This window comes from Pseudoalteromonas marina (genome assembly GCF_000238335.3).
Lineage (GTDB): Bacteria > Pseudomonadota > Gammaproteobacteria > Enterobacterales > Alteromonadaceae > Pseudoalteromonas > Pseudoalteromonas marina.
This window is the reverse complement of sequence record NZ_AHCB03000005.1, coordinates 1,748,756-1,766,187: the sequence shown is the minus strand read 5'-3', so window position 1 is coordinate 1,766,187 and position 17,432 is coordinate 1,748,756. Positions and strand designations below refer to the sequence as shown.

Here is a 17,432-nt window from a genome sequence, read left to right as displayed (position 1 = left end):
AAGTGATAAAAAAAACAAATAAAGGTCTTTATACACGCCTAATCAAAGGGGTTAGCGCAAATGCATATGGGCAAGCCATAACTGTATTAACTCAACTTGTGAGTGTTCCCTTGTTCATTCATTATTGGGGGATGGTTAGTTTTGGCGAATGGTTAATTTTAAGTGCACTTCCAACCTATTTAGCTATGAGTGATTTTGGTATAGGGGCTATTGCTAGTAATCGTATGGTTACGAAAAATGCTCAAAATGATAACAAGGATGTAATATCTACGTTCCACAGCCTTATCGCATTCAATTTGGTTATGTCTAGCTTAATTTTTATATTTGTATTGTTTCTATTTGGCATTATGAACATCAGTGACAATATAGGTATTAGTACGATAGATAGACTTGAAGTTACCCATATTGTTCTAGTGCTGACAATTCAAGTTTTGTTTGGTATGCAAGTCAATGTGTTATGTGCAGCGTATCGGAGTTTAGATAAATATGCTGAAGGTACATTTCTTTCTCATACAACTCGTTTAACCGAATGGTTATTTGCAATTGGTGCATTAATAATCGGTGGGGGAATATTATCCTTTGCTATTGCGGGTTTATTTGGGCGTATAGTCGGATACTTGGTTATGTATATGCGTCTAATTAATACTTCTAAAAGTTTCAGTCTTTCTATAAAAGATGCAAATTTTGGAATTATTAAAGAGATGATAAAACCAGGGCTTGCATTTATGTCTTTCCCGTTAGGATTAGCTTTAAGTATACAAGGAATGACTTTGGTAATCGGCAGTGTCTTGGGTGCCGTGGCAGTGGCACAGTTCAATGTACTTAGAACATTATCTCGAATCATCGTGCAAATGGTTACAATGGTCAATCAAGCAATTTGGCCTGAAATCACAAAAGCGTTTGCTTTACTTGATTATAAACTAATGAAAAAACTTTACATTGGTGCATCGCGTTATGCTCTATATATAGGTTTTATTTGCGTTTTTGCCTTAATATTAGTAGATGATTTTCTTTTTAGTCTTTGGTTGGGTGATGATTTTGTTTATTCAGTTCACTTATTTTATCTACTTTTAGGGGCTGCATTACTGAATATTAATAGTCAATCTAGTTGGCTAGTTTTAATGGCGACGAATAATCACAATCGTTTTTCTATTATATTTCTATTTACTTCGTTTTGTTCTGTGATTTTTGCTTGGTTGTTATTTCCAATTGCAGGGCTAGAAGCAGCTGCAATTGCAATAGTTTTAGCTGAGTCTTTTATTTTGTTTTTCTCAGTTGTTGAAGCAAATAAAGTCATTCAATCCTCATTACAAAGATATGTAATGGATGTTTTTAATTTAAGGTTGAAATACTGATATGTTGCTATATTTATTTTCGCACCGCGAACGACCGCGATTATTTTGTCGGAGATGGTTTGTTGTATGGATTAAACGCTGTATTCATTTTCCGGCAACCTCTATTATTATTTTTAGGAAAATAATCCTCAACTTGCTAGGTGCTAAAGTTGAAAGTTCTGCGTTTGTAGGAAAAATTGACATAAAAGGGAAAGGCAAACTACTAACTATAGGAGCTTTCAGCTCCATATCAACAGCTGTTCACCTAGCACTACATGATGAAATACTAATTGGCAATTGTGTAGTGATTAATAGTGGTGCGCATTTACTAACTGGTACCCATAGTTTGCGGGATCCAATGTGGCCTTTAACATCAAAACCAATTGTAGTTTGTGACTACGCATGGATTGCAACTAATTCAATTATATTACCGGGGGTGACAATAGGAGAAGGGGCAGTTGTTGGGGCTGGAGCAGTAGTATCCCGTAATGTCCCTCCTTATACTATTGTTGCTGGTAATCCTGCAGTAGAGGTTGGTAAACGTACTAAAAGTTTATTATATAAGCCCGTAAACCAATGTGCTCCTTTTGAAGCTTGGATTGGGAAGCTTTAATAAATGTTTATACTATTGATAGTAATTTTGGTGATTTTATACCTTTGCACAATATCATTATTAAAGTCTACGATGACTAAGATGTTCTTAACAGTTTTTACTGTATCTACATTATATTATGGTTTATTAGGCACATGGTATTGGATTGAATTTAAAGGAGGTTGGTTTATAGGTTCGAATTGGGCAAGTGAAATATATTTATTACCTTCTATTTATCTTACTGTGTTTTTCGTTGTTGCAGCAGTTACAATATATAAAGATCGTACACTTCAGCCAATTTCCAATTTTAATATCAAATATATCGAAAGCGATTGGACTAATAGAACTATAAATTTTCTTTTTTTTATTGGACTATTTTCTTCATTATATGTTTATTTAAAGGCAAGTGCTTTAAGTGATTCAAGTTTAATTACAATTGACCCATTTTTGCTGATTTTTTATCAATTTTCTGATGTGCTAATTGCTGTTATTTTATTTTCATTTGGGACAGAAAGAGCCCGAAAGAATATTTGGAAAATTGCACTTATAATTTTCTTATTATATTCAGTATTTACTGGCTTGAGGTACAAAATTGCATTGATTGTAGGGCCTCTTTTATTGGCGTTCTATTTTAATGAAGATTCTAGTAAAAAACAAAAAATTGGCCTTTTTTTTACATTGGTTATTGTCGGAATTTTCTTTTCAGTTATGACCGTTGTGAGGAGTAAGTTTTCAGGGTTAGATCTTGATGCAATAAAGTATATTGATCTTGAAACTCTGCTCTATGGTTTATTTGCAGATGCGAATAGTGTATTCGGATTAGCTTCAACTTTGTCGCAGTATGGTAATGATTTACCATTTGTGCATTTTAAGCCATTGATTGAAGTTTTCGAACAATTTATTCCACGATTTATTTATCCAGATAAGAACTTGTATAGTCACCTTAAAGATATAGCATACGGCATTTCAATGAGCGAAGAATCTTTAAGGTCAGGTACTACAGTACCATTCTTTGGTGAGTATTTTACTATGTTCGGTTGGTACGCTGTGTATATTGGCAGCATAATATATGTTTTTTTAACAATTTGGCTATTTAAACTAGTCAGTAAGTACTCTCTTAATGCTAGACAATTACTCATAGGGGTAGGTTTGATCTCAGTTTATATGGGATATTACTACTACTCCAGAGGCTCAATGGCTCAAATTTTTAAAGGGCTAATATTTATAGTTTATCCATATATTCTACTTTTGCGTATGCAACGCATAAATATTAAATTTAAATAAGAACAGACATAGGAAATTTGAATGTACCAAAGTTTATTTTATCAATTGGAGCGTTATTCTAGAGCAATATTTGAAGCACCAAAACAGTTTCCCTCTTCAAGTGTTTTACTGGCTTCTTTTCCTAAATCAGGAAATAGCTGGTTTCGATTTGTTGTTTCCAATGTTAACTCGTTGATTGAAGGTGGTGAAAAAATTAACTTTCGTACTATAGAGAATTACTCTCCAGTTATCAGAGGTAACAGGAGCCTTTCCGAAATCAAAATTATTGAGGCTTGTCCTGTCTTTTTAAAAACACATTTCCCATACACACCTTTTTTTAAGGGGGTTAAAAGTGTAGTAGTTGTCAGGAATCCTTTTTTTGTAATATCAAGTTATCATAACTACCTTGAAAAAGCGCGAGGCAAAAAAGTATCAAACATCGATGAATTTATGTTTGATTGGCGTTATGGTTTTAATGCTTGGGGAAACTTTATGAAAAGCTGGGAAGATAAAGGGGCTATTATTGTTAGGTACGAAGATCTACAAGCTTCTCCCTTAATCGAAATTTCAAAAGTATATAGGCAGTTAGGCTATTCTATTGATGATTCGATAATTACAAAAGCCTTGGAGCTTTCCTCACGAGATCAAATGAAGAAAACTCTTAATACTGATGGTGATAGGCATAATAATAATAAATTTAATTTTGTGCGGGGGGCCGGTGAAAATAAAGGTTTGGAGGAATACCGTGATGCTATTATTTCGTCAGCCAAAATTAGCAAAGTATTTTTAGAACAAGCTGCAAGGTATGGTTATGTCTGATTTATTAACTAAAATGAAAAACAATAAGTTTACAGTATCTTGTATGGGCTCTAGGGAACGATACAGCCTACCTTTAGCTCTAAATGTTGCGGGTAAATTAAATTACTTATATACAGATATCTACATGCCTTATTGGGCGACCAAAGCTACCCCAATGTTTAATGGGTCGCCTGCAATTAAAGCACTATTGTGCCGTAATCATAAAGACCTACCTTGGTCTAAAGTTCGGCAGCAATTTATACTCGGATTAGATTTTAGAGCAAAAACTAGAAAAGCAAAAACATTAGCCGAAAAACAGCAGTTATTGATTTATTATGGTGGGAAATATGCGAAGACTGTTGGTTCTCAAATTAAGCATGGGGAAAATTTGATTGCTTTCACGGGAGGAGCTCTAGAAAGTATGAGAGCAAGTAAAGATACTGGTGGAACTGTTATTCTTGATCAAGTTGATCCAGGATTAGCGGAGTGGGAGCTTATTCAAGAAGAGACTGCTAAATATTCAGATTGGGGGGCTAATTCAAGTTCTGGTCATTGGAATAAAGGGTTTCAGGAGCGAGTTAAAAGCGAATTAGAGATAGCTGATGAAATTATAGTTAACTCTGAATATTCAAAAAAGTCTATAGAATATTGGGGCGTTGATAAAAAAATCACTGTTCTACCCATTGCTTCCTCTATCAGCAGACAGCAGCGTATTAATATTAATACTGATAGACCTTTAAGGTTATTATGCCTTGGTAATGTATCAATAAGAAAAGGTGTGCATTATGCTGTTGCTGCTGTCGATAGGTTAGTTAAACAAGGTTTTAAAGTTGAACTAGTTTTGGCTGGTGAATTATTAGTTGAGAAGTCTAAGTTACAAGAGTTTTCCGGGCATAAGTACATTGGAACTGTAGCTTCCAATGATATCCCTACATTAATAGATTCTGTCGATGTATTACTTTTTCCTACCTTGTCAGATGGTTTTGGAATGGTTCAGGTTGAGGCCATATCACGAGGTACGCCAGTGATATCTTCAGCTGCTTGCGCTCAAATAATAGAAAATAACAAATCTGGTTTTGTTATACAAAAGATGTCAGTAGATGCAATCGAAGAATGTATAGAAAAATATTGTAATGATCGTGAACTCTTGTCTCACCATTCAAAAGAGGCTTATCTAAGGTCTGAGATATATACTCAGCAACAATACAACCAGATTATCAGATCTAAGTTTAGTACCTAGCTAGTGGCTTCATGTTTAGGGGTATGGTTTTTAGAGTTGGAACTTAATAGAGGCTATTTTAATTGCTATTTTTAATGGATTTACCAAAACCTGTGCATGGTATGTCAAACGTAAACTTAGCTGTATTAAATAAAACACTAAAGTTGGGTTTAAAACCGACAGTGATTAATACAGTGCCAAGTTATGCTGCAAGATTTTTCATGTCAAAGTACTGGGGGGTTTTTAAATTAACTCACACTTTTTTATGTTACTTTTATATGTTCTTCAAATTGTTATTTAATTTTGGTGGTGTAGTCTATCGACCAATCAATGGTGGTACAGGTCAGGTTTATGATCTGGTTTACATTGCTATTTGCCGTGTGTTTTTTCAAAAAATTTTTATCCACCATCATTCGTTCAATTACTTAAACGATCATAGTTCTTTATTTTCAGTACTTAATAAAATAGCCGGAAGTGCAACAACACATATTGTATTAGGCCCAAAAATGGGAGAAAAGCTAACTGAACATTATGGTATTAACAAAGAGAAAATTAGAGTTGTCTCTAATCTGGCGTTTTTTGAAACTGTAAATAACGTTGAGAAAAGAGACACAACAAATACTGTGGTGTTAGGGCATTTGGCTAATTTATGCCTTGAAAAAGGTATTGCCTTATTTTTAAAGGTTTGTTCTAACTTAGAATTATTACAAATAGATTTCGTGGCGAAAATTGCAGGACCTTTTGCCGATGACGATGCAAAAAAAATGGTATTAGAAGCTGTAGCTGTGAACCCTAATATTAAATATCTTGGCCCATTGTATGAGGAAGATAAATTAGAATTTTATAAAAGTTTAGACTGCTTTATCTTCCCGTCTATGTATAAAAATGAAGCTGAACCCTTAGTCCTTTACGAAGCTGCATTAAACGGTGTTTTTTTAGCTGGAACGCGCAAAGGTTGTATGAAGGATGTTATTGAAAGTTTATCTGGTTTTTCTGTATTGGAAACCCCTAGTTCAGATATAGCCAAAGAAATAGCCAAATCAATCAAATTTCAGTTTGATAATCAAGGATTTGATTTAGATAAGAAAACCAAAAGATTAGTAGATTTTGAAAATGAAAAAGTAAAAGCAAAAGAAGCTTTAATTGCATTTATAGACGATATGAGAAATTATGATATTCCAAAAGTTAAATAAATTTGTTTTACCTAAAGGGTTTAGAGGGCGGAGTGCTTTAATTGTGCAATTATGGTGGATCATTCAAGCATCATTATTCTCAATGTCACCACAATTTGCTTATAAATGGCGTAATTTTTTACTTCGTTGTTTTGGGGCAAGAATTGGCTCTAATGTAGTTATCCGCCCGAGTGTAAAAATAACATATCCTTGGAAATTAACGATTGGTGATAACTCTTGGGTTGGCGATAACGCTGAACTTTATACTCTCGGTGAAATTACTATTGGTAAAAATGCGGTTGTGTCACAAAAAAGCTATTTATGTACTGGTAGCCATGATTACCAATCTGAGGCTTTTGATATATTCGCCAAACCTATTGTTATTGAAGATGAAGCATGGGTAGCAACCGATGTTTTTATAGCACCAGGTATTACAATTGGTAAAGGTGCAGTTATAGGCTCAAGAAGTTCTGTTTACAAGGATATGCCAGTTGGCATGATATGTATTGGCAACCCAGCAAAGCCAGTTAAACCAAGGATTGGTAATGAAACTAATATTACAAAGCCTTAACTACTCCCCTGAGCTCACAGGTATTGGCAAATACAATGGTGAAATGTGCCCTGAGTTGGTTAAGCGAGATTTATATGTAACTGCTGTTGTTGCGCCACCTTATTACCCTGAATGGCAAGTACATAATGGTTTTAATGCATTTACTTTTAACAGTACTGAAGTTGAAGGCGTAAATGTAATACGTTGCCCGCTTTATGTGCCTAAAAATGTGACTACCATAAAGCGCGTTGTTCATTTAGGCACGTTTGCTGTTTCGTCATTTTTTGCCCTAATTAGCCAATTATTTAAAAAACCAGATGTAATTATGCTTGTACAACCCACCTTGTTTTGTGCACCGTTTACGCTACTTTACGCAAAATTAACAGGTGCTAAAGCAATAATGCATATTCAAGATTACGAGGTAGATGCATTATTTGGTTTAGGATTAATGGGCGAAGGTAAAGTATCGCGCTTTGTTAAGCGCATTGAAAGCTGGTTAATGAAGCGTTTTGATGCAGTGTCTACCATATCGTATTCAATGATTGAAAACGCTAAGCGTAAGGGCGTAAGCGAGAGTAAAATTATTCACTTTCCTAACTGGTCCGATACCGACTTTGTAACCCCGCAAACATGCGGTGCAGCACTTAGAAAAGAGTGGGGTTTTAAACCTACCGATAAAATAGTGTTGTACGCAGGTAATATTGGTAATAAGCAGGGCTTAGAGGTAGTGCTTGATGCTGCTAAACATTACCAAACACAACCTAATGTAAAATTTGTATTAGTGGGTGCTGGCGCTTATGTAGATACATTAAAAGCAAATGCTAACCAACTTAACCTTAACAATGTTGTATTTTTGCCATTACAACCATGGGAAAAAGTACCACAAATGTTAGCATTGGCCGACGTACATTTAGTGGTACAAAAAAAGGGTGCAGCCGATGCTGTATTGCCATCAAAGCTAACCAATATTTTATCGGCTGGGGGGCATGCATTAGTTACTGCAGAGCCACATACAGAGCTTGGCCAAATAGCCAACAAACATACAGGTATTTACGACTGTGTAGAGCCCGAAAACACAGCTGCTTTTATTAATGGCCTTGAGCTAATTTTAAACCGAGATTTAACTACACATAATAAAATAGCTCGTCAATTTGCAGAAACCTATTTAGCAAAAAACAAAATACTTGATCAGTTTGTTACAGACCTAAATAAACTGACAAACAAACATTTATAACATTTAACAGCTTAGAAAATTTAAAAGGAAATGACATGTCAAAAAAAGTTGCGTTAATAACCGGTGTTACAGGCCAAGATGGCTCTTACTTAGCTGAGTTGTTGCTTGAAAAAGGTTACGAAGTACATGGTATTAAACGCCGTGCATCTAGCTTTAATACGGAGCGAGTGGACCATATTTACCAAGATCGCCACGAAACTAACCCACAGTTTTTTTTGCATTATGGCGATTTAACCGATACGTCTAACCTTACGCGTATTTTGAAAGAAGTTCAGCCAGACGAAGTATACAATTTAGGCGCACAAAGCCATGTAGCCGTTAGCTTTGAGGCACCAGAATACACCGCCGATGTAGATGCAATAGGCACATTACGTTTATTAGAGGCAATCCGCTTTTTAGGGCTTGAGAAAAAAACCAAGTTTTACCAGGCGTCTACCTCTGAGCTATACGGTGAAGTGCAAGAAATTCCGCAAAAAGAAACAACGCCTTTTCACCCACGTTCACCTTATGCGGTTGCAAAAATGTATGCGTACTGGATTGTGGTTAACTATCGTGAGTCGTACGGTATGTATGCCTGTAATGGTATTTTGTTTAACCATGAGTCGCCGCGCCGTGGTGAAACCTTTGTTACCCGTAAAATTACCCGTGCTTTAGCCAATATTTCACAAGGGTTAGAAAAGTGCCTATACCTAGGTAACATGGACGCACTGCGTGATTGGGGCCACGCTAAAGACTACGTGCGTATGCAATGGATGATGTTACAACAAGATGTTGCCGAAGACTTTGTTATTGCTACAGGTAAACAAATTTCGGTACGCGACTTTGTGCGTTTGTCGGCTAAAGAGCTAGGTGTAACACTCGAGTTTAGTGGCGAAGGCGTAGACGAAATAGCAACGGTAGCGGCAATTGAGGGCGAAAACGCCGCAGCACTAAAAGTAGGTGACGTAATAGTAAAAGTTGACCCACGTTACTTCCGCCCAGCGGAAGTTGAAACACTACTAGGCGATCCTTCTAAAGCAAAAGCTAAACTAGGTTGGCAGCCAGAAATTACCGTAGAAGAAATGTGTGCCGAAATGGTACAAAACGATTTAGGTAAAGCAAAACAACACGCTATTTTAAAAACACATGGTTACAATATTAGCGTAAGCGTTGAATAACATTTAGGTACCAATGCTGCACCTTGTGTGCAGCTACTTTACATGGATATATTATGAAAACTGTTTTTGTAGCGGGCCATAAAGGCATGGTGGGCTCGGCTATTGTTCGCCAGTTATCGCTAAACCCCAACATAAATGTAATTACTCAAGACCGTAGCGAATTAAATTTACTTGATCAAACAGCGGTTAAACATTTTTTTGAAACCAATAAAATTGACCAAGTATATTTAGCGGCGGCTAAAGTAGGCGGTATTGTTGCTAACAATACCTACCCAGCCGAATTTATTTACCAAAATCTAACTATACAAAACAATATAATACACAGCGCACATTTAGCCGGCGTTAACGATTTATTGTTTTTAGGTTCGTCGTGCATTTACCCAAAACTTGCCACACAACCTATGACCGAACAGGCTTTACTAACAGGTACGTTAGAGCCAACTAACGAGCCTTATGCTATTGCTAAAATTGCCGGTATTAAAATGTGCGAATCGTACAACCGCCAATATGGCCGTAATTACCGCTCGGTAATGCCAACTAATTTATATGGTGAAAACGATAATTTTCACCCTGAAAATTCGCACGTAATACCTGCATTGTTACGCCGTTTTCACGAAGCAAAGCTTAACGGCGACAGCAAAGTGGTTGCTTGGGGCTCGGGTAAGCCTATGCGAGAATTTTTACATGTAGACGACATGGCCGCAGCGTCTATTTACGTTATGAACCTAAATAACGAAACCTACCAAGCCAATACACAAGAGATGCTAAGCCATATAAACGTGGGTACAGGGGTAGATTGCACTATACGTGAATTAGTTGAAACCGTAGCTCAAGTAGTTGGCTTTAACGGCACTATTGAGTTTGATGCAACCAAGCCCGATGGCGCACCACGAAAGTTAATGGACGTTTCGCGCTTAAAAGACCTAGGCTGGCAATACAGTATTGACCTTAAGCAAGGTTTAGCTAGCACCTACGATTGGTTTTTAGCAAACCAAAACAACTTTAGAAAATAAGGTTGTTACGTGTTTTTAGATCAACAAACATTTAGTACCGTTATAAAAAGTAGCCCACTTGTTTCTATTGATTTGGTGGTGATAAACCAAAATGGCCAAGCCTTATTAGGGCAACGATTAAACCGCCCCGCCAAAGGGTTTTGGTTTGTACCCGGCGGACGAATTTTAAAAAACGAAAGCTTAGCGAGTGCATTTAAACGCTTAACGCATGACGAGCTAGGCACCGAGTTTGCTATTGAACAAGCAACACTGCAAGGCCCGTACGATCACTTTTATAACGATAATGTATTTGGTGAAGAGTTTAGTACGCATTATGTGGCTATTTCGTTTGTTATAAAATTGACACAACCACTTAGTAACCTACCAATGGATGTACAGCATAACGGTTATAAATGGTTTGAAATTAACGATTTACTTAACGACACCGCAGTACACAAGCATACTAAATGGTATTTTGAATCTTTAAGTAACAATATAAGCGTTGAGCTTTAAAAATAAAGGAATGATTATGATTTTACCCGTCATTATGGCCGGTGGTTCTGGCACGCGCTTGTGGCCGCTTTCGCGCGGTAATTACCCAAAACAGTTTTTAGCACTTGGTGGCTCTAACCATACTATGCTGCAGCAAACCATTAACCGCTTAAGTGGTATTGAGCATTCGCCGGCTATGCTTATTTGTAATGAAGAGCACCGCTTTATAGCTGCAGAGCAAGTTAGGCAATTAAATGTTGAGCATTCGGGTATATTTTTAGAGCCAGTAGGGCGTAATACCGCACCTGCTATTGCGTTAGCCGCGTTTAAAGCCATTGAAAACAAGCAAGATCCATTGTTACTTGTACTTGCTGCCGACCATGTTATTGAAAATACAACTGCATTTCAGCAAAGTGTAAACCAAGCAGCCATGCTTGCAGAGCAGGGCAAATTAGTTACTTTTGGTATTGTGGGCAACAAGCCCGAAACCGGCTACGGCTATATTAAACGTGGCGAGCAATACCAAGCAGGTTTTGTGGTTGACCGTTTTGTTGAAAAGCCCGATTTAGCTACCGCAAATACTTACATTGAAAGTGGCGATTATTATTGGAATAGTGGCATGTTTTTGTTTAAAGCAAGCCGTTACTTACAAGAGTTAAAAGCATTCAGGCCCGATATTTACAGCGCGTGTGAAGCCGCAATGCAAGTACAAAACGATGACTTAGATTTTGTTCGGGTAGAAAAAGCAGCATTTGAGCAGTGCCCCGACGAGTCTATTGATTACGCGGTAATGGAGCACACAAAAGATGCCGTTGTAGTACCTATGGATGCTGGTTGGAACGACGTAGGTGGTTTTGAAGCATTATGGGAAGTATCTCAACAAGACGAAAACGGTAATGCCTTTAAAGGCGATGTAAAAGCGGTTGATACGAAAAACACCTTAGTATTTGGTGAAGACAAACTGGTTGCCACCGTAGGTGTTGAAAACCTTGTTATTGTTAACACGAAAGATGCGGTATTAGTTGCCCATAAAAACGAGTCGCAAAAAGTAAAAGCCATTGTGCAGCAGCTTAAAAATGAGCAGCGCGGTGAAGTTACATTTCATCGTGAAGTATACCGCCCATGGGGTAAATACGACTCGGTTGATTGTGGTGAGCGTTTTCAGGTTAAGCGTATTACGGTTAAACCAGGTGCTAAATTGTCGGTACAAATGCACCACCACCGTGCTGAACATTGGATTGTGGTTTCGGGTACTGCCAAAGTACATTTAGACGGGCAAGAGCAATACTTAACCGAGAACGAATCGGTTTATATTCCTATAACGGCTGTGCATGCACTCGAAAACCCAGGCAAAGTAGATCTAGAGCTAATAGAGGTTCAGTCGGGTTCTTACCTAGGTGAAGACGACATTGTTCGTTTTGAAGATCGCTATGGGCGAATAGAAGGCAAATAAAATGGCATTTTCACATAATATTATTGATGATTCAGGTGTGGCTTTTGGTACTAGCGGTGCTAGGGGACTCGTTAGTGATTTTACTATAGAGGTATGTGCAGCTTTTGCGATTGCGTTTGCCTCTGTTTTAAAAAAAGGACAGGATTTAAAGACAATTGCTGTTGCAATTGATAACCGCCCTAGCAGTTATAGGATGGCTCAAGCGATTAGTGTAGGACTAAAGCAGCTCGATATTGAAACTAAGTTTTATGGTGTTATTCCAACACCAGCACTAGCCTTTCATGCGATGCAACAAGGAATGCCATGCATTATGGTTACAGGTAGTCATATTCCATTTGATCGCAACGGCCTTAAATTTTACCGTTCCGAAGGCGAAATTACAAAAGCAGATGAAACTGCTATTTTAGAGATAAAAGCACCTGTTTTACCCATATCCTTAGAGCTTTTACCAGAGTTAAAAACTCTATTAGATGCAAAGCAAGTTTATATCACTAGGAATATAGAAGCATTTGATAAAAAAACGTTGTCTGGAAAACGCATTGGTATATATGAACACTCAAGTGCAGGTCGTGATCTTTATGGTGAAATATTTGAAAGCCTTGGCGCGGAAGTTGTTACACTAGGGCGAAGTGATAACTTTGTGCCCATTGATACTGAGGCAGTATCTGATGCAGACAAACAAAAAGCGAAGGATTGGGTTAAAGAATACAAACTAGATGCATTATTCTCAACAGATGGCGATGGTGACAGGCCTTTATTATCTGATGAAAATGGAGAATGGCTTCGCGGTGATATTTTGGGTTTATTATGTTCGAAAGTTCTAAAAATAGAAGCCTTAGCAACACCTGTGAGCTGTAACACAGCAATCGAAAAGTCAGCTCTATTTAAGCATGTTGAGCGTACAAAAATTGGTTCGCCATATGTCATTGCGGGACTTGAGGAATTATGTAAAAAGTATAGTGCCGTTGCTGGTTTTGAAGCTAATGGTGGCTATTTGCTAGCAAGTGAAGTTATATTAAATGGTAAGATAATAAAACCATTACCTACACGCGATGCAATATTGCCTGTGATCGTATTACTCAGTCAGTTAAACGTAACCAGCATTAGCCAAATGGTTGATAGTTTACCTAGTAGGTTTACTTCAAGTGACCGCATTAAAGACTATGCAATTCATAAAAGTTTAGATCTAATTAGCAATATCGTGCAGTACCCTAATCAATGGCTTGTTAGTTTAGGCTGTGAAACTGATGTAACAGATGTGGACGAGACCGATGGCTTGAGAATATCTTTTGCAGATGAGACGATTGTTCATTTACGTCCTTCAGGAAATGCACCAGAGCTAAGATGCTATGCGGAAGCATCGACAGTAGCAAAGGCTGATAATCTTGTTTCAAATACTTTAAAAAGAATTGAAGAGCACTAATTTTTTGATGTGAAAGTAACATGTTTTGAAAACACTAGAAGTTTTTTAGTAACGTTTGCCTTAGTGTGCTTTATAGTGCTAATGATGCAGGTTATATAATGTTATCACTTGCACTAATATCTTTTTTAAAACACTGATAACATTAGGTCTGCCTATTTTATTGATTAAGCTAGTGGGTACGAAGGCTGACACAGATTTGAACAAAGTAAACTTTGGATTAATAAGTCTTTTGTTTAAAACTCTTAATATATTTAGAAAAATAGCATAAAGCTCACTTTGATTGATTATTTGTAAGGATACATTTGTGTTTTTTAATAGCCCTTTATGGGTTGGCTTTGTTTTAGCTGCGTTACTCGCAGGCTTAATTATATTTAAAATTAGACCAATGCTTGTGTTTGCGCTTACTAGTGCAATGTTATTTTTAACGGGCACAGTTTCACAAGACGTTTTTTTTAATGGGTTTGTTAATAGTGCGCTGGTTACTTTATTACTTTTGATAATGTGCAGTTTCGCCATTGAAAAAACCACATATATAAAAAGCTTTGGTCAACAGTTTTTTGGCAAAAATAAATTAGTAAATTTAATTAAGTTATGTATTAGCTGCAGTTTTGCATCTGGGTTTACTAATAATACGGCAGTTGTATCTACTGTTATGGCTAGTATTAACCAAAATAAAGATTTGGTACCTAGCCATTTATTACTTCCTTTGTCGTATGCTTGTATTGCTGGTGGCACGCTTACTTTGGTAGGGACGTCTACAAACTTAATAGTGGCAGGTTTTGTTGAAAGTGCTGGGTTAAATACACTCAGTATGTTCTCTACGACACCAGTTGCAGTAATTGTGCTTGTTGCATCGTTAGCTGTAATGGTACCCGCTGCATATTTTTTATTACCTACAAACAAGCCTGATAATTTGGAGAATAACGAGTACTTTATAGAGGCCAAAGTTGGATTAAACTCTTCTTTGATTAATAAAACGGTTTTAGAAAATGGCTTTAGAAACCTAGACGCGTTGTTTTTGGCGGAAGTTATACGAAACGATAAGTTAATAAGCCCCGTTGACCCAAACTTTCAAATTCAAGCAAACGATAAGTTAATGTTTGCTGGCGATGTAAAAGACTTAACAACACTCAATAAATTCGATGGTTTAAAAGTATTAAATGATGACCTTGCAAGTATAAATAACAACCTTGTTCAGGTTGTTATTACGGCTGACGCTCGCATTAGCGGCAAAACTATTAAGCAAAGTAATTTTAGATCTTTATTTAATGCTACGGTTATTGGCGTAAGAAGGGGGGGGCAAAAAGTAACGGGTGGGCTTGGTAAAGTAAAGTTAAAACCGGGTGATGCGTTGTTATTGGCCGTAGGTAAAGACTTTAAAAATAGAAACAACTTAAAAAAGAATTTTATTGTTTTAAATGATGAATTGGGTAATGGACAATTTTCATCTAGTTTTTCCAAATTAGTGATTGCCGGATTTATATTTTCTTTAGGAATGGCTGCTGTTGGTGCAATAAGCTTACTAAAGTCTTTATTAGTTTTATTGGGGTTTTATTTAGCGGTTGGCGCACTATCAATTGCAGAAATTAGGCGTCGTTTACCCTTTGAAATTGTCATTATTGTTGGAAGCGCAATAACAGTTGCGTATGCAATGCAAAGTTCTGGTTTAGCTGATTATATTAGCCAAATAATACTGAGTGTAAGTAGTGGGTATGATGCTTTTGGTGCATTTGTTTTGCTGTTTATTACCACAGTAATATTAACAGAGCTAATTACCAATAATGCAGCTGCTGCTCTAGTATTTCCTATTGGCCTAACTTTGGCTAACCATTTTAATGCCGATCCCATGCCTTTTATTATGGCGGTTGCATTTGGAGCAAGCGCTAGCTTTTTATCGCCATTTGGTTACCAAACAAATTTAATGGTGTATTCGGCTGGGCAATACAAAATAAAAGACTATTTTAAATTTGGATTGCCTGTTTCACTCGTTTACTGCACTACTGCTATTTATGTAATACCCAGTGTGTACGGGTTTTAATAGTGTTTAATAATTTAATTATAAATAAGAGACGTTAGATGACACAAAGTCCATATAAAACGGTAGATTCTGAGACTGAAAAATCGTCAGATGTTGTTTGGCACCAAGCTACCGTTAGCCATGATGATAGAGTTAAAAGTAACAAGCATAGGCCTGCCGTACTTTGGTTTACTGGTTTAAGTGGCTCTGGTAAATCAACAATTGCTAATGCTGTTGATAAAATGTTGCATGACAGTGGTTGCAAAACCTACGTGCTTGATGGTGATAATATTCGCCATGGCTTAAATGGTGATTTAACGTTTACTGATGTTGATAGAGTAGAAAATATAAGAAGAATTGGTGAGGTAGCAAAGCTTTTTGTTGATGCAGGTTTATTGGTTTGCTCTGCTTTCATTTCTCCGTTTAAATCTGACAGAGAAATGATTGCTAAAAAGCTCAAACAGGGAGAATTTATAGAGGTTTTTATAGATACGCCACTTGATGTATGTGCGCAGCGTGATCCTAAGGGGTTATATGCAAAAGTTAAAACAGGTGAAATAAAAAACTTTACGGGCGTAGATTCTGCCTATGAAGCTCCGCAAAATGCAGATATAGTCATTAAAACGGCTGAATGCTCTGTTCATGATTGTGCGTTACAGATTGTAAATTACTTAAAGCAAAACGGATATTTTCAGCAATATTAATATAGGATTTATTGAATGATTTACGATGTATTTAATGGCGATGCCGATGGCATTATTGCTTTGGTTCAATTGCGTTTAAGTAACCCAGTAAAAAGTAAACTAATAACAGGCGTTAAGCGCGATAATAGTTTATTGAAACTCGTTGATTTAGACGATGCGACTCATGTTAACGCACTTGATATTTCAATGGAAAAAAATACTCAGGCCTTAACAAATATTTTAAATAAGAGCATTACTGTATTTTACTGCGATCACCATAGGGCAGGTGATGTACCAAAATCTGATTATTTAAAAACGTTAGTTGATACATCTTCTGAGGTATGTACTAGTTTGTTAATTAGTGAAATGCTTGGCAACACATATATAAATTGGGCTATTGCGGCTGCTTATGGTGATAACTTGATAGCTACGGCCAATAAGCTTTCAGATAAATATAACTTAAATGATCAGCAAAAATCGTTTTTAAACGAACTCGGTACATTAATTAATTATAATGGCTATGGTGCGTCACTTGATGATTTGCATATTGATCCAGCTGCTTTATTTTGTTTGTTGCGTGATATAAGCGATCCTTTTAGTTTACAGCTAAACAAAAACTCGGTTTTTTATAAGTTACAATCTGCGTACCAAGCAGATTATGCAAATATTACTGCCATTTCACCATATATTTGTAATGATATTTGTGAAGTATATATCTTACCTTGTATGCCATGGGCTAGGCGAATCAGTGGTGTTTACGGCAATGAGCTTGCTAACAAAAATCCAACCAAAGCACATGCCGTTTTAACTTTAAACGAAGATGGTAGTTATTTGGTTAGTGTACGTGCACCTCTTAATAATAGAACTGGCGCCGATGAAGTTTGTTGTAAATTTGCTACTGGCGGCGGGCGAAAAGCTGCTGCAGGGATCAATAAGTTAGCAAAAGAAGATGTTAAGCTATTTATAGATGTACTTAGTCATTTTTATGATAAATAAGAATGTTAATTTATTTTTAATGAAATAATATTATTTGCTTGGTTTTATTAGTTAATT

Annotated in this window: 16 protein-coding genes; all 16 read left to right on the top strand. The window is 36.7% G+C overall.

The window, feature by feature from the left end:
• Positions 1-2: 2 nt before the first annotated feature.
• A complete protein-coding gene (locus tag PMAN_RS08145; protein ID WP_010557327.1) occupies positions 3-1,355 on the top strand; it encodes a lipopolysaccharide biosynthesis protein in 1,353 nt (450 codons plus the stop codon).
• A 1-nt stretch (position 1,356) separates the two neighbouring features.
• On the top strand, positions 1,357-1,947 hold the full coding sequence (locus PMAN_RS08140; RefSeq protein ID WP_168371077.1) for an LbetaH domain-containing protein: 591 nt from the start codon (positions 1,357-1,359) through the stop codon (positions 1,945-1,947).
• Between the two features lie 72 nt (positions 1,948-2,019).
• Entirely contained in the window at positions 2,020-3,210 is a 1,191-nt protein-coding gene (locus PMAN_RS08135; RefSeq protein WP_033035883.1) for a hypothetical protein, read from the top strand.
• A gap of 21 nt (positions 3,211-3,231) precedes the next feature.
• Positions 3,232-4,008, top strand: coding sequence for a sulfotransferase domain-containing protein (locus PMAN_RS08130; protein WP_010557330.1), 777 nt, complete (start codon positions 3,232-3,234; stop codon positions 4,006-4,008).
• Positions 4,001-5,227, top strand: a complete 1,227-nt coding sequence (locus PMAN_RS08125; RefSeq protein ID WP_010557331.1) for a glycosyltransferase family 4 protein — start codon at positions 4,001-4,003, stop codon at positions 5,225-5,227. Before PMAN_RS08130 ends, PMAN_RS08125 begins: the two co-directional genes overlap by 8 nt.
• 74 nt (positions 5,228-5,301) lie before the next feature.
• The gene (locus PMAN_RS08120; protein WP_010557332.1) at positions 5,302-6,399 is read left to right on the top strand and encodes a glycosyltransferase family 4 protein; all 1,098 of its coding nucleotides are present in this window, start codon (positions 5,302-5,304) and stop codon (positions 6,397-6,399) included.
• Entirely contained in the window at positions 6,377-6,949 is a 573-nt protein-coding gene (locus PMAN_RS08115; protein ID WP_010557333.1) for a putative colanic acid biosynthesis acetyltransferase, read from the top strand. Before PMAN_RS08120 ends, PMAN_RS08115 begins: the two co-directional genes overlap by 23 nt.
• Positions 6,924-8,162 carry a WcaI family glycosyltransferase gene (locus tag PMAN_RS08110; protein ID WP_010557334.1) on the top strand — a complete coding sequence of 413 codons (1,239 nt, stop codon included), beginning with the start codon at positions 6,924-6,926 and terminating at the stop codon, positions 8,160-8,162. Before PMAN_RS08115 ends, PMAN_RS08110 begins: the two co-directional genes overlap by 26 nt.
• Before the next feature lie 35 nt (positions 8,163-8,197).
• Positions 8,198-9,319: a GDP-mannose 4,6-dehydratase gene (gene gmd / locus PMAN_RS08105; protein ID WP_010557335.1), complete on the top strand. Its 1,122-nt coding sequence runs from the start codon at positions 8,198-8,200 to the stop codon at positions 9,317-9,319.
• A 53-nt stretch (positions 9,320-9,372) separates the two neighbouring features.
• Positions 9,373-10,332, top strand: a complete 960-nt coding sequence (gene fcl, locus PMAN_RS08100; RefSeq protein WP_010557336.1) for a GDP-L-fucose synthase — start codon at positions 9,373-9,375, stop codon at positions 10,330-10,332.
• 9 nt (positions 10,333-10,341) lie between these two features.
• On the top strand, positions 10,342-10,824 hold the full coding sequence (locus PMAN_RS08095) for a GDP-mannose mannosyl hydrolase (RefSeq protein ID WP_010557337.1): 483 nt from the start codon (positions 10,342-10,344) through the stop codon (positions 10,822-10,824).
• 16 nt (positions 10,825-10,840) lie between these two features.
• The gene (locus PMAN_RS08090; RefSeq protein WP_010557338.1) at positions 10,841-12,256 is read left to right on the top strand and encodes a mannose-1-phosphate guanylyltransferase/mannose-6-phosphate isomerase; all 1,416 of its coding nucleotides are present in this window, start codon (positions 10,841-10,843) and stop codon (positions 12,254-12,256) included.
• Position 12,257: 1 nt separating this feature from the next.
• Positions 12,258-13,679 (top strand): phosphomannomutase, encoded by a 1,422-nt coding sequence (locus PMAN_RS08085; RefSeq protein ID WP_010557339.1) that lies wholly within the window; start codon positions 12,258-12,260, stop codon positions 13,677-13,679.
• Positions 13,680-13,983: 304 nt separating this feature from the next.
• Positions 13,984-15,717: an SLC13 family permease gene (locus tag PMAN_RS08080; protein WP_010557340.1), complete on the top strand. Its 1,734-nt coding sequence runs from the start codon at positions 13,984-13,986 to the stop codon at positions 15,715-15,717.
• 38 nt (positions 15,718-15,755) lie between these two features.
• Entirely contained in the window at positions 15,756-16,400 is a 645-nt protein-coding gene (gene cysC, locus PMAN_RS08075) for an adenylyl-sulfate kinase (protein WP_010557341.1), read from the top strand.
• Between the two features lie 15 nt (positions 16,401-16,415).
• Positions 16,416-17,375, top strand: a complete 960-nt coding sequence (locus tag PMAN_RS08070) for a hypothetical protein (protein ID WP_010557342.1) — start codon at positions 16,416-16,418, stop codon at positions 17,373-17,375.
• Positions 17,376-17,432: the final 57 nt, after the last annotated feature.